This is a genomic window from Flavobacterium notoginsengisoli (assembly GCF_042686225.1).
Lineage (GTDB): Bacteria > Bacteroidota > Bacteroidia > Flavobacteriales > Flavobacteriaceae > Flavobacterium > Flavobacterium notoginsengisoli.
This window is the reverse complement of the sequence record NZ_JBHUOT010000002.1, coordinates 377,518-396,101: the sequence shown is the minus strand read 5'-3', so window position 1 is coordinate 396,101 and position 18,584 is coordinate 377,518. Positions and strand designations below refer to the sequence as shown.

At 38.3% G+C, this 18,584-nt stretch carries 19 protein-coding genes; 11 read left to right on the top strand and 8 right to left on the bottom strand.

Annotated features, from left to right (window positions below):
• Positions 1-204 precede the first annotated feature (204 nt).
• The 4 genes from ACFS3A_RS07055 to ACFS3A_RS07040 form a co-directional block, all read right to left on the bottom strand.
• Positions 205-2,019, bottom strand: coding sequence for a reverse transcriptase domain-containing protein (locus ACFS3A_RS07055; protein WP_260031525.1), 1,815 nt, complete (start codon positions 2,017-2,019; stop codon positions 205-207).
• 550 nt (positions 2,020-2,569) lie between these two features.
• Positions 2,570-4,960: a TraG family conjugative transposon ATPase gene (locus ACFS3A_RS07050; RefSeq protein ID WP_379824674.1), complete on the bottom strand. Its 2,391-nt coding sequence runs from the start codon at positions 4,958-4,960 to the stop codon at positions 2,570-2,572.
• Positions 4,957-5,286, bottom strand: coding sequence for a DUF4133 domain-containing protein (locus ACFS3A_RS07045; RefSeq protein WP_260031527.1), 330 nt, complete (start codon positions 5,284-5,286; stop codon positions 4,957-4,959). Before ACFS3A_RS07045 ends, ACFS3A_RS07050 begins: the two co-directional genes overlap by 4 nt.
• An 11-nt stretch (positions 5,287-5,297) precedes the next feature.
• Positions 5,298-5,603 carry a DUF4134 domain-containing protein gene (locus ACFS3A_RS07040; protein ID WP_260031528.1) on the bottom strand — a complete coding sequence of 102 codons (306 nt, stop codon included), beginning with the start codon at positions 5,601-5,603 and terminating at the stop codon, positions 5,298-5,300.
• A gap of 193 nt (positions 5,604-5,796) precedes the next feature.
• Between ACFS3A_RS07040 and ACFS3A_RS07035 the strand changes: the two genes are divergently transcribed.
• Genes ACFS3A_RS07035 through acpS form a run of 7 tightly spaced genes read left to right on the top strand, consistent with a single transcriptional unit; the run spans position 5,797 to position 9,998 of the window.
• Positions 5,797-6,069: a hypothetical protein gene (locus ACFS3A_RS07035; protein WP_260031529.1), complete on the top strand. Its 273-nt coding sequence runs from the start codon at positions 5,797-5,799 to the stop codon at positions 6,067-6,069.
• A complete protein-coding gene (locus ACFS3A_RS07030; protein WP_228429942.1) occupies positions 6,059-6,397 on the top strand; it encodes a helix-turn-helix domain-containing protein in 339 nt (112 codons plus the stop codon). The genes ACFS3A_RS07035 and ACFS3A_RS07030 overlap by 11 nt, the downstream gene beginning before the upstream one ends.
• Positions 6,398-7,258: an ImmA/IrrE family metallo-endopeptidase gene (locus tag ACFS3A_RS07025; RefSeq protein ID WP_260031532.1), complete on the top strand. Its 861-nt coding sequence runs from the start codon at positions 6,398-6,400 to the stop codon at positions 7,256-7,258.
• 4 nt (positions 7,259-7,262) lie between these two features.
• The gene (locus ACFS3A_RS07020; RefSeq protein ID WP_143884041.1) at positions 7,263-8,006 is read left to right on the top strand and encodes a thymidylate synthase; all 744 of its coding nucleotides are present in this window, start codon (positions 7,263-7,265) and stop codon (positions 8,004-8,006) included.
• Complete coding sequence (locus ACFS3A_RS07015) at positions 8,006-9,040, top strand: nucleotide kinase domain-containing protein (RefSeq protein WP_260031534.1); 1,035 nt, start codon at positions 8,006-8,008, stop codon at positions 9,038-9,040. Before ACFS3A_RS07020 ends, ACFS3A_RS07015 begins: the two co-directional genes overlap by 1 nt.
• On the top strand, positions 9,037-9,621 hold the full coding sequence (locus ACFS3A_RS07010) for a hypothetical protein (protein ID WP_260031536.1): 585 nt from the start codon (positions 9,037-9,039) through the stop codon (positions 9,619-9,621). Before ACFS3A_RS07015 ends, ACFS3A_RS07010 begins: the two co-directional genes overlap by 4 nt.
• 2 nt (positions 9,622-9,623) lie before the next feature.
• Positions 9,624-9,998, top strand: coding sequence for a holo-ACP synthase (gene acpS / locus ACFS3A_RS07005; protein WP_143884044.1), 375 nt, complete (start codon positions 9,624-9,626; stop codon positions 9,996-9,998).
• A gap of 6 nt (positions 9,999-10,004) precedes the next feature.
• On the opposite strand, the gene ACFS3A_RS07000 is transcribed toward acpS, so the two are convergent.
• From ACFS3A_RS07000 to ACFS3A_RS06990, 3 genes are read right to left on the bottom strand one after another with little or no spacing between them, the layout of a single operon-like run.
• Positions 10,005-10,640 (bottom strand): conjugal transfer protein TraD, encoded by a 636-nt coding sequence (locus tag ACFS3A_RS07000; protein ID WP_260031539.1) that lies wholly within the window; start codon positions 10,638-10,640, stop codon positions 10,005-10,007.
• A 5-nt stretch (positions 10,641-10,645) separates the two neighbouring features.
• Entirely contained in the window at positions 10,646-11,083 is a 438-nt protein-coding gene (locus ACFS3A_RS06995; protein ID WP_038330874.1) for a DUF3408 domain-containing protein, read from the bottom strand.
• A 5-nt stretch (positions 11,084-11,088) separates the two neighbouring features.
• Positions 11,089-11,856: a ParA family protein gene (locus ACFS3A_RS06990; RefSeq protein WP_038330876.1), complete on the bottom strand. Its 768-nt coding sequence runs from the start codon at positions 11,854-11,856 to the stop codon at positions 11,089-11,091.
• A 724-nt stretch (positions 11,857-12,580) separates the two neighbouring features.
• On the opposite strand from ACFS3A_RS06990, the gene mobA reads away from it, so the two are divergent.
• Together mobA and ACFS3A_RS06980 are read left to right on the top strand one after the other, a co-directional pair.
• Positions 12,581-13,012: a conjugal transfer protein MobA gene (mobA, locus tag ACFS3A_RS06985; protein WP_038330878.1), complete on the top strand. Its 432-nt coding sequence runs from the start codon at positions 12,581-12,583 to the stop codon at positions 13,010-13,012.
• Between the two features lie 8 nt (positions 13,013-13,020).
• A complete protein-coding gene (locus ACFS3A_RS06980) occupies positions 13,021-14,298 on the top strand; it encodes a relaxase/mobilization nuclease domain-containing protein (protein ID WP_260031541.1) in 1,278 nt (425 codons plus the stop codon).
• A 160-nt stretch (positions 14,299-14,458) separates the two neighbouring features.
• Here ACFS3A_RS06980 and ACFS3A_RS06975 read toward each other — a convergent pair whose 3' ends face one another.
• On the bottom strand, positions 14,459-15,610 hold the full coding sequence (locus ACFS3A_RS06975; protein ID WP_065720163.1) for an NAD(P)H:quinone oxidoreductase: 1,152 nt from the start codon (positions 15,608-15,610) through the stop codon (positions 14,459-14,461).
• A gap of 83 nt (positions 15,611-15,693) precedes the next feature.
• Between ACFS3A_RS06975 and ACFS3A_RS06970 the strand changes: the two genes are divergently transcribed.
• Together ACFS3A_RS06970 and mobC are read left to right on the top strand one after the other, a co-directional pair.
• Positions 15,694-16,473 (top strand): helix-turn-helix domain-containing protein, encoded by a 780-nt coding sequence (locus ACFS3A_RS06970; RefSeq protein WP_379824672.1) that lies wholly within the window; start codon positions 15,694-15,696, stop codon positions 16,471-16,473.
• A gap of 108 nt (positions 16,474-16,581) precedes the next feature.
• On the top strand, positions 16,582-18,579 hold the full coding sequence (gene mobC / locus ACFS3A_RS06965) for a conjugal transfer protein MobC (protein ID WP_177766423.1): 1,998 nt from the start codon (positions 16,582-16,584) through the stop codon (positions 18,577-18,579).
• The last annotated feature ends 5 nt before the right edge of the window (positions 18,580-18,584 follow it).

Genomic DNA, 18,584 nt, shown 5'->3' with positions numbered 1-18,584 from the left:
ATAGCGATATGCTTAATGGCGAGTTCCACATTACCGTCCAATTCGGAAGCGAGTTGCATCACTTCCATTTTTTCGGTTTCTTCTGTCGTGTAAGCGTAGGATAAGGACCCGGCGCCTTGCCATATTGACTATGGTAGGTTTCCAAGAACTCTCCCCCGAACCGTACGTACCTGTCTCCAGGTATACGGCTCTCCATCAATTTATTCAGTCTAACTTGCCTGCGTGTATCTTATCGTGGCATTTTGAGCATACTGCCAAGGTTTTTCTTCTCCTTGCACTCATTCGTTTTTCCCAGTCTTGCTTACCTTTCAGGTCTTTCAATTTGCGTATATGGTGCATTTCCAATTTCTCGTTGGCACCGCATAATTCGCATTTCTGGTTTTGCAACCTTGTTATAAGGCTGTTTCTTCCTCCTGTAATGGTAACTGTGACAGGTAAACTATCCACGTAAGCACCACGGGCAGCTTTTTGGCGTTTGAAACCCTCTTTGTAAAAGCGTCTGTACATTATATCTCCTTTCCTGTTTTTGTAGGGAATGGAAAACACTCCGTTGATACATCTTTTAGTCTTTTCCTGACTAATTGAAGTTTGGTATTTCAGTGCATACGTTTTGTACATACTGTACTCCAAGATGTAAGAAAATGACTGGACAAACGAGCTGTTGTTGGCAATTGAGTAATAATTGTAAAAGCCCCGTATTTCAGCGTTGTACTGACTGATGATTTCTAAGTCATCCAAGTCTTTCATGTAATAGCGTGAGCGTGGTTTCCAAACTTCTGTGCCTTTTTCATTTACCAGGTTCATGGCATTATAGCTCAGTAGCCTTTTCTTCATCACGTCTACTGTGACACGGAGTACAATCTTATCTCCGAAACATCTTACGGTTCTACCGTGCTTATCTCTCTTGGCTTCATCGGAGTTTCGCACGGAGACATCAAAGCCTAAGAATTTGGCTGGTTTCTTAGCATTAGTCACCAAGGTTTTTTCATCAGACAGTTCAAGTTTCAGTTTTTCATCAAGGTAAACCTTGATGTCTTCCTTTATCTTTTTGCAGTCTTCTTTGCTACCTATGACCCCGATAAGAAAATCGTCCGCATACCTAACGTATTTTAACTTTCTGAAACTACCATCCATCTTGTCATAAGCTGGATATTTGTTTCTTTCCTGTCTCAACTCTTTGATGTACTTAATCATCTGCTCTCTGACAGTTTCGTCTGTCTCACATTTGAGTTTCTTGGCCAAGCGGTATCGTCTCTGTTCGTGTAGCCTGTACTGGCGTGTTGCCGTAGTTCTTTTACCCTTATCGAAGTCCTTGATATAATCCTTGACATATTTATCGAGTTTATCAAGGTAAATGTTGGCAAGGATGGGGCTTACAATCCCACCTTGCGGTGTGCCACTGTATGTTTTGTGGTACACCCAATCTTCAATATACCCTGCATTGAGGAACTTTCGTATCAACCGAATGAACCTGTCGTCAGCGATACGCTCCTTTAGGATACCAATCAATATTTCGTGATTGATATTGTCGAAGAAGCCTTTTATATCGCCCTCGATGAACCACCGTACAGCAGTGAATGACTGTTGGACGCTTAATAGGGCTGTGTGACAGCTTCTATTGGATCGGAACCCATGTGAAGTATGCTCAAAGCTCCCCTCATAAATTGCTTCCAATATCATTCTGATAACCTCCTGCACTAATTTGTCATCAAAAGATGGTATACCAAGCGGACGTTTCTTCCCGTTCTTTTTCGGAATGTATGTCCTCTTGGATGGGTTTGGCTGATAGGTCTCGTTTCGCAACGATGCAATCAGCCTTTCAATGCGGGATATACTCATTCCGTCGATGGTCTTTCCATCAACTCCTGCCGTCATATTGCCTACTTTACTGTAGATTTTCTGATAGGCGATAAAGTACATCTCTTCATTGAACAGAACCTTGTACAGCCTTTCGAATTTATAGTCCGTGTTTCCGCTGTGCCTTATTAGACTGTTCAATACTTTTTCTGGATTTCTCATAATGTCTCTCACATTTTCCGTTAATCGTATTAAACTAAATTGACTGTCTCCCTTCGCCATGTACAGGGCTTTCCCCTGCTCGGACTACTACGGAGACTCCGTTGCCGTATCGGATATTCAGGAGCTTTTTCCATAGCCACGCCTGTGGCATTCCGACTTAGGCAATCCCCATTTAGACATATAGCAACTATTGGCACGTTAGATTGTCGGATGCGATGTTCGCCCTTTTCTGCTTATTGCAGTTACGTTGTGGTCTGTTTATGCTATCACTACTACCTGTCATTAGGATATTACCACAAAGTGACGTTGGTAACTGTCTTCCGTCACTGCCTAAGAACTGACCGTTCGGACTGTCGTTCAATCAATCAAGACTTCATCCTTATATCTAACTTTTCAACTCGCCATTCAGTCGCAACACGACAATTAGTTGACTTATGGCTTTTCCGACATGCTACACTCCCCGTCGGGTTTCCCGTTCGGATAAGTCGGCTGTTGATGGGCGTTATAAACACTTGCCCAGTGGTTGCCAAACCACATTCACTATATGCCCTTATGGGCGCACCAAATATTCTTCAAGGCTTACTTCCGTTGCGTACACTGCCGAGTGTGTTCCGCCCAATCCAATCCAAACTTCCTTGTACAAGCGACTGGCATCGTTATTCATGTTGATGGATAGTACCTGTGCTTTCTCTTTATCCGTAAGCCCCAGCATCGTCTGTATATCATCAAACTTGTTCATGTACTTACGCTGATCTAAGAGAATTTTACAATCTGAATTGTTGATGATACTTTCTTTGACGATGGGCGATTGAATAATATCATCTACTTCCTGGGTTACGACTATAGCTTCGCCGAAAAACTTTCTAACCGTTTTAAAGAGGTACTTTATGTACTCTGCCATTCCTTCCTTTGCGATTGCTTTCCAAGCCTCCTCAATCAGTATCAGTTTGCGAATACCTTTCAGTCTTCGCATTTTGTTGATAAAAACCTCCATGATGATAATGGTTACGATTGGGAAAAGTATTTTGTGATCCTTGATCGCATCAATTTCAAACACGATGAAGCGTTTAGAAAGTAGGTCTAACTGTTTGTCCGAGTTCAGCAGATAGTCATACTCGCCACCTTTGTAATAAGGCTCTAAAACGTTGAGGAAATTGGCTATATCAAAGTCTTTTTCACGAACCTGTTTTTCTTCGAGTACCTTGCGGTAATCTCCTTTTACATATTCGTAAAAGCCATTGAACGATGGGAAAATGCCCTCGTTTTTTATACGGTCGATATAACCTGAAACCGCATTGGAAAGAGCAACTTCCTCTGACCTTGTAGGCGGTTCATCGTCACGTTTCCAAAGCGTGAGTATCAAAGTCTTGATACTCTCACGCTTTTCAATGTCGAACACACCATCATCGGTGTAAAATGGATTAAAGGCAATCGGGTTATCTTCGGTATAAGTGAAGTAAACACCGTCTTCGCCTTTAGTCTTTCCTTTGATTAATTCGCACAACCCCTGATAGGAGTTACCTGTATCTACCAGCAGTACGTGAGCACCTTGCTCGTAGTATTGCCTAACCATGTGATTGGTAAAAAAAGATTTACCCGAACCTGACGGACCAAGAATAAACTTGTTCCGGTTCGTGATAATGCCCCGCTTCATTGGCAAATCCGAAATATCCAAATGAATAGGTTTTCCTGTAAGCCTGTCAGCCATCTTGATACCAAATGGCGATGGTGAATTGTGATAATTGGTTTCTTCGGTGAAGAAGCACAAGGCTGGCTCAATAAAAGTGTAAAAACTTTCTTCGCTTGGAAAATCACCTGCATTGCCTGGCATTCCTGTCCAATACAGGGTAGCTACATCCGTTGTATTGTGGCGTGGCTTGCATTCCATCAATGCTAATGCACTTCCGCAATCGTTCTTTAGTTGTTTCAACTCTGTAGAATCTTCCGACCAAGCCATAATGTTGAAGTGTGCCCTTACGGAAGACAGCCCAAACGAATGTGCTTCGTTCAGGTACTTCTCAATCCACTCTTTGTTGATTTGATTGGCACGACTGTACCGAGCCAGTGAGTGCATATTCCTTGCTGACTTCTCAAACTTTTGCAGGTTGTCTTCGCTGTTATCTAAAAACAGGTATTGGTTGTAGATGTGGTTACAGCTCAACAATAATCCCACAGGAGCAGCGAATGACAAACGACAGTCGCTTCGATCAGTGGAAAGTTTTTCAAATCGGGTATCCGCCGAAACGGTTGCAGGCAAATCGTCTGTATCCGACAAGGTATGCAGGGACAACCTTTTGTTTCCAATACGGACTTCTTCAGCACTGAGTGCTATATCCTGCATTGCCGTTCCGTTTTCTCTTGACAGCGTTAGGTATTGTTCCAGCAATCCCTGTGTTTCGTCCGTACCAATGATATCGTCTTCAGTCAAACGTCGCAGGCTTATAAAGCCGCTATCGTTCACAATACGCTCAAACTGAGCCACCACTTCCATAAATCGGTGTATCGTTTCTTTATTGATTTCCTTTGGAATAAGCGTACCCTTACAAAGCGAACTGAAATTACTTTGCATACGCATTCTATTCTTGGTCGTCTTGGTTAGAAACAGATAGCAATAATGGTTTAGGAATGGTCGCTCGTTAAAATGACGTTGGTAGGATTTTGACAGAAAACTTTGGTCTTCCTGTGCCAGATCGGGAGCGTAGTTTTCTTTGATGTACCAATCCTGTTTATGAATGACTGTAAAGTCTGGCAAGGTTTTGATTGCCTTGTGCCAAGCGGAATGGATAGCCTCGTATTCTGCCGACGCAACGGTAAACAGTTCTGGCAACCGTACTTCAAAACAGGCGGTAATGTCTGCATCTTTAGAAAGAATGCAGTTGTTCTCTATTGCTAGCAAAGGAAATTTGTTTTCCAATGTGGCTGTCTTAGCTACATTTCTCATACGGTTTTGGGTTTAGGAGTGAATCTTAAATACCTGTGTACAGGCTTGCGACAGATTATGTAGCGAGGATGCCTTTTTATGGCTCCCAACTTCATCAGTCCGTGTTCGCCATATTTCCTGTTCAGTGAAAAAGTCTGCCATACGATGAGTGAAGCACCTCCGGTTCCGAGTAATAGACAGATGTAAGAATTTACACCTGCCATATACATTATCATCACGAAGATTAAGGTACCGAGCAATCCACCTGCGAAGATGAAAAGGTACTGTGCTTTCAATCCCTTAAATTCTACCGTTCTTCCGATGCCTTTGTTGATATTGTAATTCATAAGGCAAAAGATTAAAGAAAGAATGAACGTAGAATAGTAGCCGCTACAATCAGGAAGATACACGCACCGAACCATGAAGCTGCCGTCTTCGAAGTATCGGGGTCGCCACTACTGAATTTGTTGTACACCTTAACGCCTCCGATAAGCCCAACCACCGCACCGATGGCGTAAATTAATTGGGTTGCGGGGTCGAAATAACTTGTTACCATTTGGGTAGCTTCGTTGATCCCAGCCGAACCATTTCCCTGTGCGAAAGAACCAATTCCTGACAACATCGCTACGGTTGCCAGCAAAACTTTTTTTCTTTGTTTTTCCATAATTGAAACACATTAATTTGTTTTTGTTATCCCACACCTTGCGGGCTTTCGGGACAAAGATGTTTCGGAAATCAAGGGGTTATAACAAAGTGGCAGTCAAAGGAATGATTTGGCGTTGAGTGGCATAAATATTTATCAAAATATTTTGATTGTAAGAAAATCTTACATAATTTTGTATGAAATTCTTACAATCATGGGAATATTAGAATTAGAAAAAGAAATAATTGAGATTATACAAGAAGTTTGTATTCATCAAGAAGTTGAAGAAGTCGTAAGTGGAAATTTCTATCCTGGAAATTTCATTATGAGTCAAGTGTTAGTTTCCATTTTTTCTCAAATTGAGATTAAAACAGGTATTACTATACCAAATGATTGCTATATTTTCCATGATCAAAAAACGAAGAAACAATTAAATATAAAAGAGGCTGCAACGAAGCTATTAAAATTGTCAAAAAATGAACAATAAGGGTACTATGACTGAAAGAGAACAAATTGCTGAAAGATTAAAAGAAGCAAGGGTTATGTCTGGCTTGTCGCAAGAAAATGCTGCAAAAATCTTACAAATACAAAGACCAGCTATTTCTGAAATAGAAAGTGGAAAACGAAAAGTAAGTGCAGAAGAGATTATTCAATTTGCTAAGTTGTACAAAGTAAGCACTTCATGGCTTTTGTTGAAAGAGGAAAATGAATCGGCTTTAGATGAGCAAACAAAAATTGCTGCAAGGGAATTGGGGAAAATGGATGAATCCGACAGAAAGAAGCTATTAGAAATCTTAAGAATACTTCCGAAATAAATGAATGAGTTATATACAAGTGCTATCCGAAAAGCAAGTGAAACAAGACTAAAATTAGGGCTCAGTTTATATGAGGCTATAAACATCTACGATGTTTGTTCTAAATTAAACATAGATGTACAATTCGTTGATATTAATATGGAAGGTCTTTATGTAAATAATATCATTATGAACAATACAAGCCAACCCAAAATTATAATTTCACGTCTACGTCCGCTCCCAAGAAGAATTTTTACTTGCGGACATGAATTAGGTCATCATGTTTTTAACCATGGATTAAAATTAGATATTCTTACAGACGAAAATGACAACTCAAATTACAAAAGTGATGATGAGAAATTAGTTGATGCATTTTCTGCACATTTGTTAATGCCAATTGCTTGTGTACAATCAGAGTTCAAAAAAAGAAAGCTTGATTTTAATACCGCAAGAGAAATTGATTATTATATAGTTAGTTCTGTATTAGGGGTTGGATATCAAACGTTAATTACACATTGTAAAGTCAATATGTTAATGAATGAATATAAATACATGGAATTATCTAAACATACACCTTCCAAAATATTCAAAAAGCATTTTGGCAACGTTGAAGAAAAAGCATATTTCAAGATTATTGATTTTAAAACAAATAATCAACCTATTGATTTAGAAGTTTCAAACTACTTAGTTATTCCTTCTGATTTAGAAGTTGATAATAACTATTTAGAAAAGATAAAAAGCACAGAAGTTGGGACACTATATTTAGCGAAAAAATCTGGAATATCTTCCATTTATTCAACAAGTGGTGAAACCAGTTGCTTTGTGAGAATCCAACCACAGAACTATATTGGTTTTGCGGAATATAGACATTTAGAAAACTAATAAAATGAATATACCAGTACTAATAGAAGAGAATAATTTATCGAAAGCATGGTGTAAAGTCTTACAACATATAATCGATAACTCGGGTAATGAAATTACACCATTAGTTTTGACTTTATCTGATTTTGACGAGGATAACACTATAAAAAACGAATTGAACAAAGATTTGGCAGAACACCAACTAGATTCAATTGATATTGTTTCTGAAACAATATTTCCACAATCTTTATATCTGTTTAACAAAAGTAACCGGCAAGAGTTGTTTAGATTGTATTTAGAAAACGTTTTACCAAGGCTAAAGAAAATTGATAAGCGAAACAGTGCAGGAACTTATTTTGAACGCCTTATAGCATTTGGAGACAGTAAAAAGAATCAATTAGAAATAATAATTGATTCTTTAAGTGAAGACTCTAAAATAAAACGTCGCTCGAAATCACAAGCTGCTATTTTTGACCCATTAAAAGACCATAAAAATGGCGTATTCCAGAGTTTTCCTTGTTTACAACATGTTTCATTCTATAAATCAGAAAATGGAGGATTAATAATAAATAGCTTTTATGCTATGCAGTATTTGTATCAGAGAGCTTATGGAAACTGGTTAGGGTTAATCAATCTTGGAAAGTTTGTAGCACAGCAAGCTGGATTAGAATTGGAACGATTTAATTGTTTTGTTGGAGTTGAAAAATTAGACCATTTAACAAAAGCTCAAGCAAAAGGATTAATAATTAAAATGAAGGTAGAAAACTAATGAGTACAATAGCTAAAAAGCAGAACACTTTTACAATATATAAGCCATTATTACCTGCTAAAACAACAGAGGTATTTGATAGCTATTGGAGGTTTGCGGTATTACGACAAGATGTTTTTTTTAGTCGAATACAAGGGGATAAATATCCTTGGACAAACGACCCCATTTTATCTAAACATAAATTTACAAATGCTTACAGGGCTTCGGATAGAGTAAGTCAGTATTTAATTAAGGAAGTTATTTACAATGATGATTATTCTAACTCACCCGATGAAGTTCTTTTTAGAATACTGTTGTTCAAATTGTTTAACAAAATTGACACATGGGAATTGCTAAAAAAAAATATTGGAGACTTAAATTATGAAGAATTTGATTTTAAAAGGTATGATAAAGTTCTAAGTAAGGCTTTCGCAGAAAAGAAGACAATCTATTCAGCAGCATATATAATGCCTTCTGTAAGGCAATTTGGCTACGAGCGAAAACACTCAAATCATTTAAAATTGATAGATTATATCTTGAAAAAAGACACTTCTATACAACTTATGGATTGTAACAAAATGCAACAAGCATTTGACATTGTTAAAAGTTTTCCGGGATTAGGCGATTTTTTAGCGTATCAAATTTTAATTGACATTAATTACTCTAATATAATTGATTTTTCAGAATCAGAATTTGTAGTACCTGGCCCTGGAGCTTTAGGTGGAATAAGTAAATGCTTTGCTAATACAGGAGGGTTAAGCAATGTTGAAATCATTAAACTAATGACCGATAGGCAGGAAATGGAATTTGAAAGATTACAGTTAGATTTCAAAACACTTTGGGGAAGGCGATTACAACTGATAGATTGTCAAAATTTATTTTGTGAAGTAGATAAATATGCAAGAGTAAAACATCCTGATATAAAAGGCAATAGTGATAGAGTAAGGATTAAGCAAGTGTACAAACTTAACTCTAAACCTATTGACTATTGGTTTCCTCCAAAATGGGGAATTAACGAAAACATTATTTTTGATTTAAAGAATAAAATACGATGATAAAACAAATTAAGAAAAAGTTTTTTGACGACAACTATATATCTAGGGAGCAAATCCCTAGATATTTTAACGTGTCATTTAAAGAAGTAGGAAATGACCAAAAGAACGAAGTAAGAGTAATTTCTAATGGAACTGAACAACTTGGAGATGTTATTAATGACAACTCTTATAAAAATGATTACTATCGTTATCATGATATATTTCATTATTCGTTTGCCGCTCTATTGGGATGGTCTCCATGTACAAGAGCCATGATGAAAAGAAAACGAAAAAGTAACAGTTTGGTTGATGAAATAGAAGACGGTGCAAGAGCCACAATTACGGAGGAAGCAATTTCTATGATTATATTTAATGAAGCAAAAAGAAAGAATTTTTTTAAAGGAAAATCAAAAGTATCAAAAACTACTTTGAGAATAATTAAAGAAATGACAGAGAATTTTGAAGTAAGCGTTCGTACCTCTGAAGAATGGGAATATGCCATATTACAATCTTATGCTGCTTTTAGATTTCTGATATCAAATCAGGGAGGTCTTATAGAATTTGATACAGCAAATAGAAAATTAAAACATATTTCATTTTAGTAATGATTATTTCAATTGGCTGTGATATAGTAGAACATACTGTTTCACGAAAGTTAGATTGGGAAAATAATAGAGCTATACAATCTAGAATCTTTTCTAATAGAGAGTTAGACCTCTGTCCAGCAAAAGGAACACTACAATTTCTTTCGGGTAGATTTGCGGCAAAGGAGGCTATTCTAAAATGCTTGTTTACAGGTATGGAAGACGGAATTGCTTTAACCGATATTGAAATATTAAAAGAAGATGCAGGAAGACCAAATATAATCTTATCAGGTACTCCACTACACCTATCTATATCTTTAGGGATTAAGAACTGGCATGTTAGTATAAGCCATTCTTCTTCTTTCTCTCAGGCTTTTGTTATTGCTGAAGGATAAAAATCCTTACACAAACTCCCCAATGTCAAAATCATTCAAATCACTTTTCCGCAAAGTGGAAGAACTGGCATCCGTTTCAGAAATGATTGTGCTATCCAAAAGCTCCGCAATTTTTCTGGATGCACCGTCCATGGAATTTTCCAGTAGGCTGAATAATTCGGTTCCCTGTATTTTATGAACTATAGCTATCGCTGTTTCCTTTTGGGCTGTTTCCAATTTTTCTTTTTGGAGCAATACCCCCACGGAGCTTAGTTCTTCAAAAGTAACCCCTTGGGCTAAACCATTATTGCCACCGGATATTCCATACCTGTTCCATTCTTCTTCCTCTTCCTCAAAATCAGGCGTATTACTAAAAACCTCATCCAGTTCTTCCTGCGGAATTTGAATACCTAAGTTTTCATTCTCGTCGTATTCTATGTCTAAATTAGCAGGATTAAACTGTAGGTCCTCCATTTGGCGTTCAGTGGCGGTGTTTGGCACTAATTGGCATCTTATAGGTTTCGGTTGCCCCATTATATCTGGAAGATTAGGATTGACTTTTTCCTGTTTCGGCTTTTGCTCCGACCTCTTTTTGATAACAATCTTATCATGCAACAATAGCCCAATGACTATCAGCAGGCATATTACAATTAATGTTTCCATAATTATTAAATAGGTTTATACTTGTCGTTATAACTTTTGGTAATCTGTTCGCTAAATTCCTGAAAATGATAATCCAGTAAGTTGTCCAAATAAGCATAAATAGTAATCTTATCTTCGCCAATCACCTGTATGATTCGTGTCAATTTTTCATGAAATTCTGGTCTGATATAAACTGTTTTTCCGTCACGGGCATTGGTGTCTGATTTCTTAAAAAATGTATTTTCGTAATCTATTTCAGAAGTTCTCTTACTACGGCTCTTATCCTTGACAGCCTGTTTATCCTGTGATAGTTCCTTTGGCTTAACGACCACAGTTTCGGTTGCTTTTGGTTCAGGTTCCGGTGGAAGCTGTAACCCTTCTTTCTTTACACCGTCAACCATCAGGTTCATCATTAGCTCCTCGTCAATATCAGGAGTAATTTTTTTCTTATTATCTTTTTCCATAGGGATTATAATTGAATGATTTTTAAAAATTCGTTCATAAAAAGGTCTAGTTGGCAGGCGTTCATCAACCTTTCGTCCGGAGGCATCAGCGTTGAGCGAAAAATAGCTTTGCTGTTCACTTCGCTTTCTTTGCGAAAGCGTGTGCTGTTTTTTACTTGGCTTTGCATCAGGCTAAATCCCAAATCATTGATAAGGTTGTTATACACATCGTATAAAGGTGTGCTCTCCCTGCCATCAACCTGGTTCCAGAACAGGTTGATCGTTTTTATGGACGTTTCGCCTTTTTTCATAATCACGTCTTGCAAGAGCTGTGTGAAAACGAGCGTGCTTTCCATTACTACACGATCTGCCGTGATTGGCGTAAAAATGTGGTGCATTCCCGCCAATGCTTTCAGAATACCCGGCGTGTTTACCGTTCCCGGAAGGTCAAAAAATACAGCATCAATTGAAACCGGAGAAGCCTCAACAAATTCGTTGGCTGCTTCCAGTACGCTATCCGCTCTGTGCTGAATAATTTCGTACGCCTTTTTGTTGATGGTGGTAAACTGTTTATACGCCAGCTTTTTCAAAGCCTCGTTTTCCATTACCATTTTCAAATCACGCTCTTTCATTTTCAACAGGCTATGCTGTGGAAAATCTGCATCAAATACAGCTACATTGTAGCCCAAACGATAATGCAGGATGCTTGCCGCAAGTGTTGTAAACGTACTCTTACCTACGCCACCTTTTTGAGAAGAAAAGGCGATAAAAACTGTTTTGTGTTTTGCATTCATCTCTTTAACTTTTTTTTAATTATTTATATACTCATTTACCTATTTGCGTAGGTGCCTATGTTTGCAGTCTGCTACCTATTTATCTCTGCATATAGATATGTTACTCAATACAGATATATTTAGGCAGGTATCTATACACCTAAACACATACCTCTGTAGGTGTGCAGGTAAGTAAGTTTGTATCGAAAAACCTATTTACTGATGTGCCTGCATCTCTACATGTAGAATTACACAGATAGGTATCTGAACATGTACTTTCCTATGTACTTGTTTTTTTATCTATCTACCTCGATAGTTATATACTTAGGTTGTTACGTGCATAACTATTTATGCACTTATATCCTTTTGTTGGTACAAATAAAAAGAGATAAATAAGCAGTTCTTTCAATGTGGCATTGTTTGGCGTTCAAAGGCATTGTTTGGCACTGTATCACAGTACAATGCTTTCAAAAACAGGTCTTTACTTTGTATAATGATTTTTATTAACGGATTTATGCAAAATCGAATGGACAAAATGGAGTTTAACAGCCACGGCATCGAGCCGTTTTTCCCTGTTAAAATCAATCCGTCCCGCAGGGCGGATTTTTGTGTTCAACAGAACACGGCAAGTTGTGTTTTGAGGCACTCGAAACCGAGTTCGTGTCTCAAAACAACTTGCCCTGCTGGGAGCTGAAAAACACTCTCCGAAGTCGAGGTTTTGTACGGATTAAAAAATGGATTAGTGATGAACGAGAGCAATAATAACAAACGAAATAAGGGCGGTCGTAAGCCAAAGCTTGACCCAAGTACCCACCGTCACGTTTTTCGTCTTACGGACGAAGAAAACGCCAAATTTTTATCGCTTTTTGAAGGATCAGGAATGCCCAACAAAGCAAAATTTATCATTACACAACTGTTCGGAAACAAAATGAAGTCCGTTCAGATTGACAAAGGAACGGTTGATTTCTATATGCGGTTGACTTCGTTTCACAGTCAGTTTCGTTCTATTGGTGTCAATTATAACCAGATTGTAAAGCTATTGTACAAGAGCTTTTCGGAGAAAAAAGCATCGGCATACCTGTATAAATTAGAAAAGCAGACGACAGAAATGGTTGAGCTGTTTAAAAAAGTGCTGGAAATAACCGAGGAATTTGACAAGAAATACCTCAAAAAATAACCTTAGAAATGATAGCAAAAATCGGTAGAAGTGCAAATTTGTACGGTGCGTTGGCATATAATAATCTAAAAGTAGAGAAAGAAAACGGACAAATCTTGTTTACAAATAAGATTATTGAAACGGCAAGCGGGCAATATTCCGTTGCGCAATTGGCACAATCTTTTGCTCCTTATCTTCTGGCAAATCAAAAAACCGAGAAACATACTTTGCATATTTCACTCAATCCCGACCCGAAAGATAATGTTAGTGATGATAAATATCGGGAAATAGCACAACAGTATATGCGGGAGCTGGGTTATGAAGAACAGCCTTTTGTGGTATTCAAGCACACTGATATTGACCGAAGCCATATTCATATTGTATCGGTTTGTGTTGATGAACAAGGCAAAAAGATTTCGGACAAATTCGAGAAAATGCGGTCTATGAACCTGTGCCGTGAACTGGAGCAGAAACATGGATTGATACCCGCAACCGATAAAGAGCGTAACCAAAATGACAATGTTTTCCTCCCGATAGATTATAAGGCAGGCGACGTAAAGAGCCAAATCGCTTCGGTTGTTCGTCACCTGCCAAACTATTACCAGTACCAGACTTTGGGCGAATACAATGCCCTGCTATCCCTGTTCAATATTACTACCGAAAAAGTGGAGGGCGAACTACACAAAAAGATGCGGCAGGGTTTACTGTACATCCCCTTAAATGAAAATGGCGAAAAAGCCGGGCATCCGTTCAAGGCTTCCCTGTTCGGAAAGAGCGCAGGGCTTCCGGCTTTGGAATTGCATTTTGCGAAATGCAAAACGGCTTTGAAAGACCACCCAGGCAAGCAGACCCTAAAAGCTGCCGTTACCGTTGCCCTGAAAACCACGAGCGACGAGCAGGGTTTTAAAAAGCAGCTAATTGAACAGGGCATTAACGTGGTGGTACGACAGAACGATACAGGTCGTATTTATGGTATCACATTCATAGACCATAATTCCAAAGCAGTTTGGAACGGTTCACGTTTAGACAAGGAGCTTTCTGCCAATGTCTTTAATGATTACTGGAATAATAATATCAAACCGGATATAAAAGAAGCTGCTGTACCAATCCCCAAACTATCCACATCAAATGATGCGGATCTTCCTGCGGAAGAACCACACCATTTGTTCGACTTCTTAACTACGGAAAAACACGAAGATGGTTTGATTGAAGCATTGGGCGGTTTGCTACCCGAAGCCCAGGGCGAGGATTATGAGGAACAGGATTTTGCTAACAAGATGAAGAAGAAAAGGAAGAAAAAAATGTAATTCTTCCTTTTATAGTTCACTAAAAATATATTGGATTCGTTCTTTAACATTACGCTGACCTTTCTGAAAGACAGTATATTGCAACATAGTGAATGAAAGAATGGTAATCAGAATTATTTTTCTCATTATCAATAATTATCTATCTGCGTATAACAGCTATCTACTCAACTTCAAAAATTGCCTGAATAGATACAGAAGAACCAACTGGTAAGGAATATGCCCCCGATGTATTTCGTGTATGCTTTCCCTTTTCTCCGAATATTTCCACTGTCAGGTCAGAAGCTGCATTCATCAACATAGCGTGCTGCGTATATGTTTCAGGAGTATTAAAAACGCCAATCAATTGCACACATTTTTTTACTTTGTTCAAATCGCCTCCCACTGCCTCTTTCAAAATTGCAATAATGTTGAGCATAGTAACTTTGGTCGCTTCTTCTACTTGTTGTTCAGTAACATCAATACCGACTTTTCCAGGATATAAAATCTTTCCGTCTTTAAGTGAAACCTGATTGATAAATACTAAATTCCCGGAACGCGAAAAAAGCTCGTAGTTTCCTACAGGTTTTGGTAATTCAGGTAAAACAATATTTTTCTGTTTCAATACCTCGTTGATATCCACTGTGTATGCAGATTTAGTTTCGATTGACTTTTGTTTGAAAGTTCCTTTTAATGCCGTGGAAACTTTAGCAAAATTTTCTCCCTGTAATTTGGCAAGATAACGCTCGCTTTTGCTTGGTCTTGTCACATCTTTTAAGGAAGCCAGACTAGTTGTACCTAACACCGAGTTCCCTTGCGGTATATTTTTTTCTATGTTTTCATATCCACGAATACCATTTGATACCAGTATCATACCGTGTACTGCCAGACTATTCCAGAAAGATTGCAATGCCAGTTCTTTTCCGGCTCCGCTTCCTGCAGACATAAAAACAGTTGCAGGCATACCTTCTAATTCGTGTTTTGTCCAGACATCTACCGTTTTTGATAAAAATTCGCTCATTGCCGTACTGATATTCCCGAAGTACACAGGCGAGCCAAAAGCTATGCCATCGTAGGAACTTAATTCATCAACGTTGGCTACGGGAATGTCTTTCAACTTGACATTATCTGATGCTTTCACCAACTTTATAGTAGCATTAGCATCGCTATTTTTCTCAATTCCTTCGGTAATGTTCTTTGCCAGTTCATAAGTGCCGCCATTATCAGAATGGATAAGCACCAGTATGTTTGTTTTCTTATTTTGAGCCATAGCAGTAGTGTTGATTGATAATAAAAAGGAGAGCGTGAAAACTAAAAATGAGATTGTTTTATTCATTGCACAGGAAATTTTTCTAATAATATTGCAAAATTAAATATTTCGTTTTTATTAGCTTTGCCAAAAAGTGTATTTAAAACGCAATGCTAAAATGTGGTCTTAAGGAAACAACTCCTGGCAATTATTCAGATGATGTTATAAGCGATGCTTATATATGGCAGCAACAAAACTGGAAACACGATGATTACGAGCATTCTCACGCACGTTATCAGCTATCCTATGTTACAGAGGGTTTTCAGTATTTTTACATAGAGAATAAGGTTTATTTTGTACCTCAAAATCACGCAATATGGATACCGTCAAATATAAAACACCGCATATCATCATCAGCAGAAACCGTTAATCTGACAGTATTGCTCTTTAAGTATATTCCGCAAAATCAATTTTACAATTCCGTAAAGATTTTCCGTGTTCCTATTGTCTTACACGAAATGCTCAATTATGCAACTAAGTGGAATAAACAACTTATTGAAGATGATAATCAGAAAGTCTTTTTATTAGCCATTTTGCAAAACCTTCCAAATTTTTATCAGAAAAATAATGCTTTGGAAATCCCTGTACCTTCAGACGAGCGACTAATTCCGATTTGCAGTCATATCAATGAAAATTTCAGATATGAGTTTAAAGTCGAAGATTATGTAGAAATTGCGAATATGTCGGTACGCAATTTACAACGTATCTTTAAAAATGAAACGGGGATAACCATACAGAAATATATACAGCTTACCCGTATTTTGAAGAGTATTGAACTAATTGATACTAAAAAATATACCCTTACAGAAGTAGCATTCAAAGTAGGATACAAGAGTTTGTCCGCATTCCTTACTTCCTATAAATCATTAATGAAATCCGCTCCTAAATAAATACACTGATTAAGCCAAATACCGCCACGTACTGCCTTAGACTACCACAATCTTATAACTATTCCGAACAGACTTTAAATTCACGCCCGAACATTAAAACTCAAAATAATGCAGGGAGAGGACGATTTAAGAGGCTTAGCCAAGATAATGGCTTTTATGCGGGCAGTCAGTATTCTATTGGTACTGATGCACCTTTATTGGTTCTGCTACGGGTTCTTTTTAGAACGTGGCTGGACACTGGAAGTAATCAACAAGATTTTAGGCAATTTCGACAGAACGGCGGGTTTGTTCTCACATACCCTATATACCAAAGCCTTTGCTTTGGTATTGCTCGCTTTAAGCTGTTTAGGCACTAAGGGCGTAAAGAATGAGAAGATAACCTGGACTAAAATTTACGTGACTTTGGGTATCGGTTTCGTGCTGTTTTTCCTGAACACACCATTGCTAAAGCTATCCCCGGCAGTAGGCACGTTCCTGTATATCCTGACTATATCGTTAGGCTATATCGCTTTGCTGATGGCGGGTGTATGGATGAGCAGACTATTAAAGAACAACCTGATGGACGACGTTTTCAATAATGAAAACGAGAGCTTCCAACAGGAAACAAAGCTGATGGAAAACGAATATTCCGTCAATCTACCCACAAAGTTCTTTTACAAAAACAAATGGAACAACGGTTGGATTAACATCGTGAACCCTTTTCGAGCCTCGATTGTGTTGGGCACACCAGGTTCGGGCAAGAGCTATGCAATTGTAAACAACTACATCAAGCAGCAGATAGAGAAAGGGTTTAGTATGTACATCTACGATTTCAAGTTCGACGACCTTTCTACTATTGCCTACAATCACTTACTGAAGCATCGGGATAAGTACGAAGTACAACCCAAATTCTACGTGATAAACTTCGACGACCCACGCAAGAGCCACCGTTGTAATCCACTCAATCCCGAATTTATGACGGACATATCGGATGCCTACGAAGCGGCATATACGATAATGCTAAATCTTAACAAGTCGTGGATTTTGAAGCAAGGGGATTTCTTCGTGGAAAGCCCAATTATATTGCTTGCAGCCATTATTTGGTATCTCAAAATCTACGAAAACGGGAAGTATTGCACTTTCCCGCACGCCATCGAATTGCTGAATAAAAAGTATTCGGACGTGTTCACGATTTTAACTTCCTATCCCGATTTAGAAAATTATTTGTCATCGTTTATGGATGCGTGGCAAGGCGGCGCACAAGACCAATTACAAGGTCAAATCGCATCTGCAAAAATTCCACTATCAAGAATGATTAGCCCGCAGCTTTATTGGGTAATGACTGGCAACGACTTCACGCTCGACATTAATAACCCGAATGAACCTAAGATTTTATGTGTAGGTAACAATCCCGACAGGCAAAATATATATTCGGCAGCTTTGGGTTTGTACAATTCAAGGATTGTAAAGCTCATCAATAAAAAAGGACAGCTAAAGAGTTCGGTTATAATTGATGAGCTGCCCACAATTTATTTTAGGGGACTGGACAATCTCATCGCAACGGCGAGAAGTAATAAGGTGGCGGTATGTCTGGGTTTTCAGGACTTTTCGCAATTAACAAGAGATTACGGCGATAAGGAAAGCAAGGTTATTCAGAATACCGTCGGTAATGTTTTCAGCGGGCAGGTTGTAGGCGAAACGGCAAAGAGCCTTTCCGAACGCTTCGGTAAAGTGTTGCAGAAACGCCAGAGTATGACCATCAACCGAAACGATAAATCTACCTCTATATCTACCCAGTTGGATAGCCTGATACCTGCCTCTAAAATTTCGACCTTAACGCAGGGGATGTTCGTAGGTTCGGTATCAGATAACTTTGACGAGCGTATCGAGCAAAAGATTTTCCACGCCGAAATTGTGGTAGATAATGAAACAGTTGCTGCCGAAACAAAAGCCTATCAGAAAATACCGGAAATCCTGTCCTTTGTTGATAAGCAGGGTGAAGATAAAATGAAGCAGGAAATTGAAGCCAATTACAAGCAGATAAAATCAGATATACTAAATATTGTTGTAAGTGAAATGGAACGCATCAAGAATGACCCCGATTTACAGCATTTGGTACAGGAGTGATAAAA